Source organism: Roseomonas sp. AR75 (genome assembly GCF_005222815.1).
In the GTDB taxonomy this organism is placed as follows: Bacteria; Pseudomonadota; Alphaproteobacteria; order Acetobacterales; family Acetobacteraceae; genus Falsiroseomonas.
In genome coordinates this window covers 841,828-854,961 of record NZ_STGB01000002.1, presented here as the reverse complement: position 1 = coordinate 854,961, position 13,134 = coordinate 841,828, and the positions used below count along the sequence as shown (strand labels likewise).

At 70.6% G+C, this 13,134-nt stretch carries 13 protein-coding genes; 4 read left to right on the top strand and 9 right to left on the bottom strand.

All coding sequences use genetic code 11. The features are described from left to right. A complete protein-coding gene (locus tag E4T13_RS11970; RefSeq protein WP_137178478.1) occupies positions 1-756 on the bottom strand; it encodes a sugar transferase in 756 nt (251 codons plus the stop codon). A 464-nt stretch (positions 757-1,220) separates the two neighbouring features. On the opposite strand from E4T13_RS11970, the gene E4T13_RS29880 reads away from it, so the two are divergent. After that, entirely contained in the window at positions 1,221-2,843 is a 1,623-nt protein-coding gene (locus tag E4T13_RS29880) for a DUF6311 domain-containing protein (RefSeq protein ID WP_306768489.1), read from the top strand. Here the strand turns inward: E4T13_RS29880 and E4T13_RS11955 are convergent. Continuing rightward, positions 2,765-3,832, bottom strand: coding sequence for a glycosyltransferase family 2 protein (locus tag E4T13_RS11955; RefSeq protein WP_137178476.1), 1,068 nt, complete (start codon positions 3,830-3,832; stop codon positions 2,765-2,767). The genes E4T13_RS29880 and E4T13_RS11955 overlap by 79 nt on opposite strands. Positions 3,833-3,909: 77 nt before the next feature. Further along, positions 3,910-4,287 carry a hypothetical protein gene (locus E4T13_RS11950; RefSeq protein WP_137178475.1) on the bottom strand — a complete coding sequence of 126 codons (378 nt, stop codon included), beginning with the start codon at positions 4,285-4,287 and terminating at the stop codon, positions 3,910-3,912. Between the two features lie 150 nt (positions 4,288-4,437). On the opposite strand from E4T13_RS11950, the gene E4T13_RS11945 reads away from it, so the two are divergent. Further along, on the top strand, positions 4,438-5,076 hold the full coding sequence (locus E4T13_RS11945) for a hypothetical protein (RefSeq protein WP_137178474.1): 639 nt from the start codon (positions 4,438-4,440) through the stop codon (positions 5,074-5,076). Between the two features lie 16 nt (positions 5,077-5,092). Here E4T13_RS11945 and E4T13_RS30770 read toward each other — a convergent pair whose 3' ends face one another. From E4T13_RS30770 to E4T13_RS11920, 6 genes are all read right to left on the bottom strand, one after another. Next, a complete protein-coding gene (locus E4T13_RS30770) occupies positions 5,093-5,221 on the bottom strand; it encodes a hypothetical protein (RefSeq protein ID WP_256370445.1) in 129 nt (42 codons plus the stop codon). Positions 5,222-5,309: 88 nt separating this feature from the next. Next, positions 5,310-6,917 (bottom strand): ABC transporter ATP-binding protein, encoded by a 1,608-nt coding sequence (locus E4T13_RS11940; RefSeq protein WP_137178473.1) that lies wholly within the window; start codon positions 6,915-6,917, stop codon positions 5,310-5,312. Continuing rightward, the gene (locus E4T13_RS11935; RefSeq protein WP_137178472.1) at positions 6,914-7,744 is read right to left on the bottom strand and encodes an ABC transporter permease; all 831 of its coding nucleotides are present in this window, start codon (positions 7,742-7,744) and stop codon (positions 6,914-6,916) included. Before E4T13_RS11935 ends, E4T13_RS11940 begins: the two co-directional genes overlap by 4 nt. Next, complete coding sequence (locus tag E4T13_RS11930; RefSeq protein WP_137178471.1) at positions 7,744-8,724, bottom strand: ABC transporter permease; 981 nt, start codon at positions 8,722-8,724, stop codon at positions 7,744-7,746. The genes E4T13_RS11935 and E4T13_RS11930 overlap by 1 nt, the downstream gene beginning before the upstream one ends. A 4-nt stretch (positions 8,725-8,728) precedes the next feature. Next, positions 8,729-10,330 carry an ABC transporter substrate-binding protein gene (locus tag E4T13_RS11925; protein WP_137178470.1) on the bottom strand — a complete coding sequence of 534 codons (1,602 nt, stop codon included), beginning with the start codon at positions 10,328-10,330 and terminating at the stop codon, positions 8,729-8,731. A gap of 71 nt (positions 10,331-10,401) precedes the next feature. After that, positions 10,402-11,247, bottom strand: a complete 846-nt coding sequence (locus E4T13_RS11920; protein ID WP_137178469.1) for a VOC family protein — start codon at positions 11,245-11,247, stop codon at positions 10,402-10,404. A gap of 96 nt (positions 11,248-11,343) precedes the next feature. On the opposite strand from E4T13_RS11920, the gene E4T13_RS11915 reads away from it, so the two are divergent. After that, a complete protein-coding gene (locus tag E4T13_RS11915) occupies positions 11,344-12,639 on the top strand; it encodes an FAD-binding oxidoreductase (RefSeq protein WP_240791084.1) in 1,296 nt (431 codons plus the stop codon). Further along, the gene (locus E4T13_RS11910) at positions 12,639-13,133 is read left to right on the top strand and encodes a cupin domain-containing protein (RefSeq protein ID WP_137178467.1); all 495 of its coding nucleotides are present in this window, start codon (positions 12,639-12,641) and stop codon (positions 13,131-13,133) included. The genes E4T13_RS11915 and E4T13_RS11910 overlap by 1 nt, the downstream gene beginning before the upstream one ends. Position 13,134: the final 1 nt, after the last annotated feature.

Below are 13,134 nucleotides of genomic sequence, written 5' to 3'. Positions count from 1 at the left end.
TCAATAGGCGCCGCGCCGCGCCAGCACGGCCACCGGCGTGCGCAGCAGGATCTTGATGTCCGTCAGCAGGGACGGCCGGGTCGCATAGGCGACGTCCAGCGCCACGCGCTGCGCGTAGCTGGTGTCGTTGCGGCCGCTGATCTGCCAGGGGCCGGTGATGCCCGGACGGACGCTGAGATAGTGCTGCGCGGCGGCGCCGTAGAAGGCCGCGAGCTCCGAGGCCAGCACCGGGCGCGGCCCCACCAGGCTCATCTCGCCCTTGAGCACGTTGATGAGCTGCGGCAGCTCGTCGAGCGAGGTGGCGCGCAGGAAGCGGCCGACCGCCGTCACGCGCGGGTCGTTCTTCAGCTTGCGCGTGGCGTCCCATTCCTCGCGGGCCGCGGGGTCGCTCTCCAGCAGCGCGGCCAGGCGGCGGTCGGCATCCACCACCATCGAGCGGAACTTCAGGCAGCCGAAGGTGGTGCCGCCGCGCCCGACGCGCTGATGCGCATAGAAGGCGCTGCCGCCGTCACGGCGGACCAGGGCGGCGATCACCAGAAAGGCGGGCAGGGCGAGCAGCAGCAGCGCGCCTGCGCCGGCAATGTCGAGCGCGCGCTTCAGTGCGGGGCGCATGGCGGCCGCCAGCCGCTCCAGCCCGTCGCTGCGCGCGGGCAGGCGGTCGGACATCCCCCCGCCCGCCATCAGCGGCTGCAACAGGACGGAGCGCTTGGTCTCGGGCTCGGGGGCGAGCGACTGGAAAGCATCCAGGCCGGGCATCGGAGTCCTCTTGGGCGGGGGCGTCCCGCTCTGTCCACGCTAGGGTGGTGCTCTGGACGCTTCTTCGGGCCGATGCGGGGGCACCGGGCCGAAGGGGGCATGTCCTCGCACCGCACCCTTCATGCGGACAGTAACCTTCGGCCCTCGGCGGGTTTGCGACGCGCTTGCGGCCGGAATATGGCGCGTGGCTTTTGTGGTGCGGATCGAGCTTTTTTCTGGCCCGGCCGATGATTTCACGAGCGTCGGTGCCCCGATTCTGCCATGATTCGCTCATGGGACGGATTCTCCTGCCACAGGACAGGGCAGCGTTGCCCGTGCAGAGGGCGTTTCGGCTGCCGCCACGCAGCTGCGACCCGACAGCGGCGGCGCGCGGAATACTCGGGGCGCTGGCGGTTTCGTCGCTGTTCTGGATCGCGCTGGGGATGGTGCTGCCGCTGGTCTGGTGAGCGGCGCCGCCTGATGCGATAGATCGGCGTCCCTGTGCCGGAACCCTGCGCCTGCTCCGCTCCGCCACGCTCGGCTACGCCGTCGCCCTTGTCCTCGGGATCGCGCTGGCTGCCACGATCTTCCCGTCGGATTTCCTGTTCCCGGTCGCCGGCGCGGATTGGCGTCCCGCCGGCGATGCCGCGCAGCACGCAATCGCGCAGCGCTACCTGATCGCCGATGCCTGGCGCTGGCCGCCGACCTTCGCGGCCAACCTGAACACGCAGGAAGGCGGCATCAACACCGTCTTCGCCGATTCTATCCCGGCGCTCGCGCTGCCGCTGAAGACGGTCCGCGACTGGCTGCCGCCTGGCTTCCATGGCGTCGGGCTGTTCTATGCGCTGGGCTGGGCGCTGCAGCCGGTTGCCGCCGTCTGGGCGCTGCGCGGCGCGGGCGAGACGCGGCTGCTGCCGACGCTCGGCGTGGCGCTGGCCGCGCTCTCCATGCCGGCCTGGATCGGCCGGTTCGGCCATGCGGCGCTGACCGGGCATGTGCTGCTGTTGCTCGGCCTCGGGTTCTACCTGCGCCTCGTGCGGCGGCCGACCGTGCCGCGCTGGCTCGGCGCCGGGCTGCTGCAGGTGGTGGCGCTGCTGGTGCATCCCTACCTGGCGGCGATGACGCTGGCGCTGCTCGGCGCCGTGCCGGCGACGCGGCTGCTGCGGGGCCAGCCCTTCATCGGCCCGGCCCTGGCGGTGGCGGCGAGCGCCGCCGCGGTGGGCGGCGTGATGGCGGGCTTCGGCTATCTCGGCGCGGCGGGCGATGGCGGCTACGGCATGTTCGCGATGAACCTGCTCTCGCCGGTCTGGCCGGCGGGATCGGGGATCATCGGATGGCCCTGGTCGCCGCAGCTCGACGCCACCGGGCATGGCGGGTGGGAAGGCTACAACTGGCTCGGCCTCGGCCTTCTGTTGGCGCTGGCCTGCGGCGTGGTGCTGGCGCCACGGCGCGCCTTCCGCATGCTGCGCGAGCATGCCGGGCTGGCGCTGGTGCTGCTGGCGCTCACGCTGCTGGCCATCAGCCACCGCGTCGGCTTCGGCGAGCGGATCGTGCTGGACCTCGGCCCGGCGCCCGGGCCACTCGAGCAGTTCCGTGCCTCCGGCCGGTTCTTCTGGCCGGTGGGCTATGCGCTGCTGGTGGGCGCGATGGTGCTGCTGGCGCGGCGCGCGCCGGTGCTGTGCCTCGTGTTCGGCCTGGTGCAATTCGTCGATGCCGCGCCGCTGCGCGCCGCGCTCGCCGGCTGGGCCGGCCAGCGCACGCCCTGGACCGTGCCGGCCTCCGCGCTGCGCGAGGCGCTGGCCGAGGCGCGGTCCCTGACGCTGCTGCCGTCCTGGCCCTGCGTGGACCACGCGACCGGCGGCGGGACCTATGCGCTGCTGCTTGAGACGCTTTTGCTGGCGTCGGAGCGCCCGGTGCCGGCCTCCACCATGTATGTCGCGCGCTGGCGCACCCCGCCCACCTGCCGCGACGCGGCGCTGGCCGCCGCGCCGCTGGCGCCCGGCGAGTTGCGGCTGATCCTGCCTTCGGCTCAGGCCGCGCTGGCGCCGCTGGTGCCGGATTCCGCCACGCGCTGCGCGCCGCTGGGCACGCTGATCGCCTGCCGGTAGGCGGCGTCCGAGGGCAGGTGCCGTTCCACGATGTAGAGCGGGCGGCCCTTGGTCTCGTTGAAGATACGGCCGAGATATTCGCCGATCACGCCGAGCGTCATGAGCTGCACGCCGCCGAAGAACAGCACCACCGCCAGCAGGCTCGGGTAGCCCGCGACCGGGTTGCCCCAGATCAGCGTGCGGATAATCAGCTGCATCGCATAGAACGCCGCGAAGACGGCGGTGGCGAAGCCCAGATAGGTGGCGATCTTCAGCGGGCCGACGGTGAAGCTGGTGATGCCCTCCAGGCTTAGGTTCCACAGCTTCCAGTAGTTCCACTTGGTCGTCCCCGCCGCGCGGGGCGCGCGGTCGTACAGCACGGCGACCGAGGGGAAGCCGACCCAGGCGAACAGCCCCTTCATGAAACGATGCTGCTCCCTGAGGGACAGCAGCGCGTCCAGCGAGCGTCGGCTCATCAGGCGGAAATCGCCGGTGTTCGGGGGCAATTGCACCCGCCCGCCGATCCTCTGCATCACGCGGTAGAAGGCTGCGGCTGTCGCCTTCTTGGCCCAGGTTTCGCCTTCCCGCACGCGGCGCTGCGCATAGGCGATGTCGAAACCGCGCCGCCAGGCGGCGACGAGTTCCGGAATGACCTCCGGCGGGTCCTGCAGGTCGGCGTCGATCACCACCACGGCATCGCTCGCCGCCGCATGATCGAGGCCGGCGGTCAGCGCGATCTCCTTGCCGAAGTTGCGGCTGAGATTGACCACCGCGACGCGCGGGTCGGTCGCCTGCAGCCGCAGCATGATCTCCAGCGTCGTGTCGCGGGACCCGTCGTTCACATAGACGACCTCGAAGGGCAGCCCGATCGCCTCCATCACCGGCACGATGCGGGCATGGAAGGCCGGCAGCACCTCTTGCTCGTTATAGGCGGGCACGACGACGGAAAGGGCCGGCCGCGGCAGGGCTGGGCCGCCTGGCCGCAACGGCAGGGGGGCAGGGTGGTTCATGACGCCGTCATCATAGACGGATGCGGCGGCCGTGAGGCGAGTTGCTGGCGGCCGCACGGCGCCGCCGCCGGACAGGATCAGGAGGGGCGGACGGGCGGCTCATCCTCCTCCTCGTCCTCGGCGCGCCATTCGCCCGCGGGCAGGGCGATCTCCGGCGTTGGGTTGGCGGCGAGGATGGCGGCGGTCTCCTCGTCGAAGGCCTCCACCCCGTCCGCGGCGTCGGCGCCGGCCAGGCCGAGCAGGGTCGTCGTCGCGGCGGCGACGCGCGCGGCGAAGGCGGCGGAGCGTTGGTCCCGGCATTCCACCAGCACCTCGGCATCCGTACCGTCGCCCTGGACGAGTTCCACCAGGTAGAAGGCGGCGCCGTCCCGTCCGCCACTTTCCCAGATCCCCTCCTCGGTGCGGTGCATCGGGGTGATCGCGATGGCGATGGTGGGAAGGGCGCTGTCCGACATGACTGTTCTTTCCAGGCAGAGGTGCTGCCCGATCAAGCGCATGAGGCGACCCGCGGATGCGCGGCCGGAGCCACTTGCCGCGCTGGTGATTGCCCCTGCGACGCTCTCCGCGCCAAGGTTGCGTCCGGCGCGCGGCAGGGGGAGGCACCGGTGGCGATCTATCTCGACGAGGACATGATGGGCCGCGACGCGGCGACCATCGGCTTTCCGCACCTGCTGGTCTGCATGGGGCTGGTGCTGCGGACGAACAACGCGCTCTGGGGCGTGCACCTGACGGACACGGAAGCCTCCCGGCCGGTCTTCGCCGCCTTCTGGGCCTATGCCACCAACAAGGGCCTGGCCGCGGGGCACGTCACGGACATGTACAGCTCCTGCAACTTCGACATCCGCTACTACGCCAGCAGCGCGGCCGCCCGGCTGGAGGTGTGGAAGGGCGAGGTCACGAGCTATGCGCGGGTCATGAACTGGCAGGGAAATTGCCGCGGCTTCGATACCAGCGTCCTGGCGCCCGCCAATGGCACCTATGTGGAATACCAGCACCAGGCGCACGGGGCGCCTTCCTGCCGCATCTTCTACAAGAAGGACGAGAAGACCACCTCCACCGGTGCGGCGGTGGTGAACCGCAATGGCGGCCTGGCCGATTGCGTCACCTGGGACCACTACACCAACGCGCAGAAGCCGGCTTCGGTGATGAAGACCGGGATCAACGTGACGACGCCCGGCGGCATCCGCGAGCTGGACTACGCCAACCGGCTCAGGACCTTCGTGATCGGCCCGCCGCCGCCTTAGCCCAGCCGCGGCGGCACTATCCGCGCGCCGTCACCGGGACCAGCGCGCCGATGCTGCCGGAAGCCGCGTCGGACAGCAGGAAGGCCACCGCCTCGGCCAGCCCCGCGGGCGCCTGGCGCGGGTGCGGGACTGGGCGATGGCGCATCTGGCGGAGCCCTTCGGCATCGCCGAGATGGCGGCGAGCATCGACCTTACGCCCGGCCAGGATCGCCGCTGCCGGCACTGAAGCGGGCTCAGGCCGTCGGCGCGAAGTCCCGCCCGGGCACCGAGGCGAGCAGCGCCCGGGTGTAGGCGTGCCGCGGCGTGTTGAAGACGGCGCCGATCGGGCCATGCTCCACCACCTCGCCCGCCTGCATCACCGCGACCATGTCGCAGACCTGCGCGGCGACACGCAGGTCGTGGGTGATGAAGACGATGGAGAGGTTCAGCCGTTCGCGCAGCTCCGCGAGCAGCCGAAGCACCTGCGCCTGCACCGAGACATCCAGCGCGGAGACCGGTTCGTCCGCCACCAGCACCTCCGGCTCCAGCGCCAGGGCGCGTGCCAGGCCGATGCGCTGGCGCTGGCCGCCACTGAATTCGTGCGGATAGCGCTCGGTGGAGGCGGGATCGAGGCCGACCAGCGCGAAAAGCTCCTTCGCCCGCGCCATCGCCGCGGCGGGATCCGTGCCATGCACGATGGGGCCCTGCGCCACCAGCTCGCCCGCGCGCCGGCGCGGATTGAGCGAGCCGAAGGGGTCCTGGAAGACCATCTGCACGCGGCGCGCGGCCTGGCGCATCTCCCGCTTGCGCAGCTTGAGCAGGTCGATGCCGTCCAGGCGGATGGCGCCGCCATCGGGCTCGATCAGCCGCACGATGCAGCGGGCGAGGGTGGATTTGCCCGAGCCCGATTCGCCCACCACCCCGAGCGTCGCGCCGCGCGGCAGGTCGAGCGAGACGCCACGCACCGCATGCGTCACCCGTGCACCCCGCCCGAGGAAGCCGCCGCTGCGATAGGTCTTCTGCACCGCTTCCATGCGCAGGATGATGTCGTCCGACAGGGCGCGCGGCGGCGGCGCCCGCAGCGGCGGCACCGCGGCGATCAGCGCCTGCGTGTAGGGGTGCCGCGGCGCGTGCAGCACCTGCGCGGCCGGGCCCTGTTCCACCACCACGCCGTGCTGCATCACCGCCACGCGGTCCGCGATCTCCGCCACCACGCCGAAATCATGCGTGATGAACAGCACGGCCGTGCCCTTGCGGCGCTGCAGGTCGCGGATCAGGTGCAGGATCTGCGCCTGGGTGGTGACGTCGAGCGCGGTGGTCGGCTCGTCCGCGATCAGCACCTTGGGATCGAGCGCCAGCGCCATGGCGATCATCGCGCGCTGCCGCTGCCCGCCGGAAAGCTCGTGCGGATAGGCGCGGGCGGCCTGGGCGGGATCGGGGATGCGCACTTCCTCCAACAGGGCGAGGGTGCGCGCCGCGATCTGCTGCGCGGGCAGGCCGGCATGGATGCGGAACATCTCGCCGATCTGGTCGCCCACCGTGCGCAGCGGATTCAGCGCCGTCATCGGTTCCTGGAAGACCATCGCGATGCCGGCGCCGCGGATCGCGCGCATGGTGCCATCGTCGGCCGTGGCGAGATCCTGGCCCTCGAACAGCACGGACCCACGCGCGATGTGCACGCCCGGCGGCAGCAGGCGCATGATGGCACTGGCCGTCATGGACTTGCCGGAGCCGGATTCGCCGACGACGCAGAGGATCTCGTTGGCGTTGAGATCGAGCGAGACATTCTCCAGCGCATGCGGGCGGTCAGCGCCCTTCGGCAGCGCGACCGTCAGGCCCTGAAGCGAAAGCACCGCGCTCATCGCTTGCGCAGCCGCGGGTTCAGCGCGTCGTTCAGTCCCTGCCCGACCAGCGACACCGCCAGCACCGTGACCAGGATCGCCACGCCCGGAATGGCCGAGACGTACCACTGCACCCGCAGCACGTCCCGCCCCAGCCCGATGAGGTTGCCCCAGGAGGCGACGTTGGGATCGGACAGGCGCAGGAAGGCCAGAGCGCTTTCCAGCAGGATGGCGACGGCCATGATGACGGAAGCGTAGACGATCACCGGCGGCAGCGCATTGGGCAGGATCTCGCGGAAGATGATGCGGCCATCGCCCATGCCGAGGGTGCGGCAGGCCTGCACGAATTCGCGGTTGCGCAGCGTCAGGAACTCGGCCCGCGTGAGCCGCGCCGGCGCCGGCCAGGAGACGGCACCGATGGCGATCGTGACCGTGACGATGTCGGAGCCGAAGACGGCCACGAACACCAGCAACAGGAGAAAATTGGGCAGCGTCTGGAAGGCCTCGGTGACGCGCATCAGCACATCGTCCACCCAGCCGCCATGATAGCCGGCCAGCGCACCGATGACGATGCCGAGCGCGATGGCGATGGAGGTCGCGACCACGCCGATCAGCAGCGACACCCGCGCGCCGTGGAAGATCTGCGCCGCGATGTCGCGCCCGGAATTGTCGGTGCCGAGCAGGAAGCGCGGATTGGCGCCGGGCCAGATCAGCGGTCGCCCGGCAAGCGAGAGCGGATCGCGCGGGTAGAACCAGTCGGCGCTCAGCGCCATGCCGATCACGACCAGCAGCAGCACAAGCCCGATCACCGCCGGCGGGCTGCGCAGATAGGCGACGACGAAGCGCATCAGCCGCCCGCCCCGATCCGCGGATCGAGCCGCGCATAGAGCAGGTCCACGATGAAGTTCACCGTGATGACCAGCAGGGCCGAGACGAAGACGATGCCGAGCAGCGTGTTCAGGTCGCGCTGCACCACCGATTCATAGGCCAGCCGCCCGAGGCCGGGCAGCGAGAAGACGCTCTCCACCACCACGGACCCACCCAGCATCGTGCCGGCCTGCAGCCCGACCAGGGTCACCATCGGCAGCATGGCGTTGCGCAGCACGTGCCGCACCACGACCCGCGTCTCGTCCAGCCCCTTGGCGCGTGCGGTGCGCACGAAATCGAGGCTCAGCACCTCCAGCATGGAGGCGCGCATGATGCGGAGATAGATCGCGAGGAAGATCAGCCCGAGCGTCAGCGTCGGCAGCACGAGATGCGTCGCGATGTCCAGCGTGCGCCGCAGGCCGGTGTAGCCCGCGCCGATCTCTTCGAAGCCCCCCGCCGGCAGCCATTCCAGGTGCACCGCGAACAACACGATCGCCATCAGGCCGAACCAGAAGGATGGCGTGGCGTAGAACACCAGGCCGAGCGTCGAGATCAGCGTGTCCGGCCAGCCATTCACCCGCCGCGCCGCCAGCACGCCCAGCAGCAGGCCGAAGAAGAAGGCGAAGGAGAGTGCCGAGGCCATCAGCAGCAGCGTCGCAGGCAGCCTCTCCAGGATCACGGTCGCGACCGGCTTGCCGTAGATCGAGGAGAAGCCGAGATCGAGCCGCACCAGCCGCCACAGGTAGTTGCCGAGCTGCGCCGGGACGGAGAGGTCGAGCCCGTAGAAGGCGCGCAGATCGGCCGCCACCTGCGCATCGCCGCCGCCGCCCATCTGCGCCATCAGCGCGTCCACCGTGTCGCCGGGCGCGAGCTGCAGCAACAGGAACACGCCGACCAGGATGATCAGCAGCGTGGGCAGGGAGGCGGCAAGCCGCCGCCCCGCCAGCGCGAAGACCCGCATCAGGTCACGAGGCGAGCCACAGGTCGTGCCAGGAAGACGACGCCCAGCGCGGATTGTTCGCGTAGTTGCGCAGCCGCTTGTTGAACACCGAGACGAAGATCTGCTCGATCGGCATCCAGAGCGGGATCTGATCGTTCACGCGCCGGACGAAGTCGCCATAGAGCGCCTTGCGCTTCGCGGGATCGAGCTCGGTCTGCGCGGCGTCGATGAGCTGGTCGGTCTGCGCATCGGTCCAGCCCCACTGGTTCGTCCAGGGCGCGCCCTTGGGCTGGCCGGATCGGTACCAGACGGTGGTTGAGACCGCGGGGTCGTTGCGGTACTGGTGCCAGCCGGTCGCCAGGTCGAAGTTCCAGTCGTTATAGACGGTGCGCAGGAAGCCCGCGGCATCCAGCCGCACGATCTCCACGCGGATGCCCACTTCCTGCAGCGATTGCTGGATGAAGGTGGACCACAGCGCGATGTCCTCGCCCCAGGGGGCGGGGTTCAGGCGCAACGTGAAGCGCACGCCGCCCGCGCCGCGACGGTGCCCCGCCTCGTCCAGCAGCGCATTGGCCCGGCGGCGGTCGAAGGGGTATTGCGGCGTGTCCGGCCCCGGATAGTAGTCCGTGGAGACGGACGGGATCGGCCCCGTGCCCTTCTTGGCGAAGTCGCCCAGGAAATTCTCGATGAAGAAGGGCACGTCGAGCGCATGCGCGATGGCCCGGCGCACGCGGATATCCGCCAGGATCGGGTTGCGGAAGTTGAACTCCAGCGTGTTGGTGCGCGCGTTGCCCTCGTTGCCCTTCGTCGTCACGTCGAAGCGCGGATCGCGGCCCAGGCGCTGGAAGTCGGCGATGGCAAGCGCCGAATAGGGGCTGAACAGGATCTGCCCGGCCTCCATCTGCGCCGCGGCGGCGGAGCGGTCGCCCACCACGCGCCAGACGATGCGGTCGAGATAGGGCAGGTTGTTGCGCCAGTAGTTCGGGTTGCGCTCCGCGATGATGAACTGGCCACGCTCGTACTGCACGAACTTGAAGGGACCGGTGCCCATCGGCGCGGTGTTCGCCGGGTTTTGGCGGATCTCGCTGCCCTCGTAGACGTGCTTGGCCGAGACATAGCCGAGATCCGGCATCGCCCGCAGGATCAGGTTCATCGGCATCGGCCGCGCATAGCGGAACACCGCCGTGTGCGGATCGGGCGTGTCCACCGCTTCCAGGAACAGCTGCAGCGCGGTGCCGTAGTTCAGGATCTTCTTCCACATCTCCATGGCCGTGAACTGCACGTCCGCGGAGGTGAAGGGCTTGCCGTCGTGCCAGGTGACGCCCTGGCGCAGCTTGAAGGTGATCGTCTTGCCGTCGGGCGAGCTCTCCCAGCTTTCCGCGAGGCACGGCGCCGGATTACCCGCGGCGTCCAGATCCACCAGCGGTTCCTGGATCTTGCCGCCGACGATGTAGACGCCTGTGGAGGCCTGGAGCGACGGGTTCAGGATCCGCTGCTCGGTGGCGAAATGCACCGTCATCACCCCGCCGCGGCGAGGTTGTTCCTGCGCGAAGCTGTTCTGTGGAAGCATCACGCTCGAAGCGAGCGCGGCGGAGGTGGAAAGCACCGCACGGCGGCTGAGGTTCATCTATGCCTCCTCTGGGGAACGGCTGATGCGGTGCAGCATTGGCGACGCACGCCCGTTGCGTCAACCGCGCCTCAGGCCGGGACGAAGCGCAGCAGCACGCCGGTGGCGCGGCTCGGCGGCGCCGCAACCGTTGTGCCCGGCGCTGTGCCCAGCGCCTTCGCCGCGGCTGCCATGTCCTTCGTGCCGAGCACGAGCGCGGCGCCGCCTTCCTCCGGCAGCCCGTCCAGCGCGACGCCCGGATGCCGTGCCGCAAGCGTTGCGCGGTCCAGGAACACGAAGTCGCCGCGCGTGCTGCCGGAGGGCACGCGGAAGGCGCCATCGGACTCGCGCACGGCTTCCCGGTCGATCAGCCTGGCCAGATGCGCGGCGGCGGCGCCCGGGTCCTTCGCGAGCACCTCGATCCGCACGATCCGCGTCGCGCCGTTGGCGTGCGATTGCAGTTCCGGGATCCAGACATTCTCGCGCGTCAGATGCTGGCACGCGAAGATGCCGAGGCCCGCCGGGCGCTGGTCGCGCGGCCATTGGAACACGTTGAAGCGCGCTTCCGCCTCGCCGCCGCCGGGCAGCGGCACCGGGCGGCCGAAGGCGACGGGGCCGGTCGCGGCGAAGCCCCGCGCGCGCACCTCCTCGGCCCCGGCCGCGGCATCCGTCGCGGTGAAGGCGGCGCGGTCGAGGCCCTCCCGGCCCTCGAGGAAGGCGCGCAGCCCGGCATTGTGGTCGGTCGGCACCAGCACGCCCAGCAGCTCCATGTAGTCGTCGCCGAGCATCATCGTGTAGTTGCCCGAGCCCATATGCGCGCTGTGCGTGCCGCGCGGCGACATGGTGAAGCCGAGCGCCTCCCAGCTTTTCGCCGCCGCGTCCAGGTCGCGCACGGCGATGACCACATGGTCCAGCCCGATCACGTTGCGCAGCGCCATCACGCTCTCCTCTCGCGGTGCGGGGATGACAGCCCATCGCGGCGCGCACGGCAACGGGCCTTGAGGCCCAGGCGCGGGACGGCTTTGATGCGGTGCATGAGCGTCACCTGGCCGCCCTCCCTCTGGGCGCATGTCTCCCCGCCCGGTCCCGAGCTTCCCGAGTTGGAAGGCTCGCAGGAGGTCGATGTTGCCGTGATCGGCGCCGGGTTCACCGGACTCTCCACCGCGATCCACCTGCGCGAGATGGGCATTCCCGTGACCGTGGTGGAGGCCGCCGAGCCCGGCTGGGGCGCCTCCGGGCGCAACAACGGGCAGGTGATCCCGACGCTGTCGCGCCACGATCCCGCGGCAATCATCGCGCGGCACGGTGCCGCGGGGGAGCGCTTCGTGCATGTGCTGCGCGACAGCGCCAGCATCCTGTTCGACCTGGTGCGGCGCCACGGGATCGAGGCGGAGGCCGAGCAGGAAGGCTGGGTGCAGCCCGTCCACTCGCCGGGGCGGATGAAGGTCGCCGAACGGCGCGTGAAGGACTGGGGCCGCTTCGGCGCGCCGGTGGAACTGCTGGACGGCGCGGCGATGGAGCGGATGCTCGGCTCCTCCGCCTGGTTCGGCGGCTGGTGGAACCGCTGGGGCGGGCATGTGAACCCGCTGATGCTGGCGCGCGGCATGGCGCGGGCCGCGCTGGCGGCGGGCGCGACCATTTTCGCGCGATCCCCGGTGCTGACGGTAGCGCACAAGGACGGGCGCTGGCTGGTGACCACCGCGCGCGGCACGCTGCGCGCCCGCGCGCTGGTGCTGGCGACCAACGCCTATACCGGCGAGTTCTCGGCGCGCCTGCAGCCCGATGTCGCGAAGGAGGTGGTCCCGCTGCTGTCATGGCAGCTTGCGACCCAGCCCATCTCGCACAACGTCGCCGCCACCATCATCCCCGGCCGCCAGGCGATGTCCGACACGCATGGTGAGCTGTATTTCACGCGCTGGGATGCGCGCGGGCGGCTGATCACGGGCGGCAACGTCGCCATCCCCGTGGATCAGCCGCGGAGATTGCGGCCCTACCTCGCAGCGCGGCTGCAGCGGCTCTGGCCGCAGATCGGCGAGGTCACCTTTGATCACGTCTGGAGCGGCTATGTCGGCATGACCACCGACTTCTTCCCGCACCTGCATCGCATCGGGCCGGATGGCTATGCCTGGGCCGGCTGCAACGGCCGCGCCGTGGCGCTCTCCACTGCGCTGGGCCGCGAATTCGCCCGTGCTGTGAACGGCGTGCCGGACGACGAGCTCGGCCTGCCCTTCACCGATCCGACGCCCATCCCCTTCCACGGCATCGCGCGCCGCGGCGCGCCGCTGATGCTGCTGCTCTATCGGCGCCGCGACGCGCAGGAGGTGGCGTGATGGAGATCCGCGACGGCGTGCGCGTCATCGGGCCGGAGGATGCGCCGAGCTACTGGCAGCCCGTGCCCGCCAACGGCTTCGTCCGCTGCATCCTGAGCGGGAAGGAACTCGGCACCGGCTTCTCCATGGGCACGCAGACCGTGGCGCCCGGCTGCATGGTGCGCGAGCACACGCATGACCGGCATGAGGAGGTGATCCATCTCACCGCCGGCCACGGCTTCGCGCGGATCGATGGCGAAGACATCCCGATAGCGTCGGGCTCCACGGTGTTCCTGCCGCGCAACCGCAAGCATGGCTTCGTGAACGCGGGAACGGAGCCGATGACCTTCGTCTGGTTCCTCGCCCCCGGCGGCCTCGAGGATTTCTTCGCCGCGATCGGCCGTCCGCGCGATGCGGGCCAGCCGGCGCCGGAACCCTTTCCGCGCCCCGCCGATGTGGCGGAGATCGAGCGCCGCACCGTGTTCGGCTGGGCCGACCAGGCGCCGAAGCGCTGAC

What these genes read in the sequence shown, in the direction of transcription:
- E4T13_RS11955 (WP_137178476.1), bottom strand. Translation starts at nt 3,832, where the DNA reads ATGAACCACCCTGCCCCCCTGCCGTTGCGGCCAGGCGGCCCAGCCCTG.
- E4T13_RS11950 (WP_137178475.1), bottom strand. Translation starts at nt 4,287, where the DNA reads ATGTCGGACAGCGCCCTTCCCACCATCGCCATCGCGATCACCCCGATG.
- E4T13_RS11970 (WP_137178478.1), bottom strand. Translation starts at nt 756, where the DNA reads ATGCCCGGCCTGGATGCTTTCCAGTCGCTCGCCCCCGAGCCCGAGACC.
- E4T13_RS11910 (WP_137178467.1), top strand. Translation starts at nt 12,639, where the DNA reads ATGGAGATCCGCGACGGCGTGCGCGTCATCGGGCCGGAGGATGCGCCG.
- E4T13_RS11935 (WP_137178472.1), bottom strand. Translation starts at nt 7,744, where the DNA reads ATGCGCTTCGTCGTCGCCTATCTGCGCAGCCCGCCGGCGGTGATCGGG.
- E4T13_RS11915 (WP_240791084.1), top strand. Translation starts at nt 11,344, where the DNA reads ATGAGCGTCACCTGGCCGCCCTCCCTCTGGGCGCATGTCTCCCCGCCC.
- E4T13_RS11940 (WP_137178473.1), bottom strand. Translation starts at nt 6,917, where the DNA reads ATGAGCGCGGTGCTTTCGCTTCAGGGCCTGACGGTCGCGCTGCCGAAG.
- E4T13_RS11925 (WP_137178470.1), bottom strand. Translation starts at nt 10,330, where the DNA reads ATGAACCTCAGCCGCCGTGCGGTGCTTTCCACCTCCGCCGCGCTCGCT.
- E4T13_RS30770 (WP_256370445.1), bottom strand. Translation starts at nt 5,221, where the DNA reads ATGCGCCATCGCCCAGTCCCGCACCCGCGCCAGGCGCCCGCGGGGCTG.
- E4T13_RS11920 (WP_137178469.1), bottom strand. Translation starts at nt 11,247, where the DNA reads ATGGCGCTGCGCAACGTGATCGGGCTGGACCATGTGGTCATCGCCGTG.
- E4T13_RS11930 (WP_137178471.1), bottom strand. Translation starts at nt 8,724, where the DNA reads ATGCGGGTCTTCGCGCTGGCGGGGCGGCGGCTTGCCGCCTCCCTGCCC.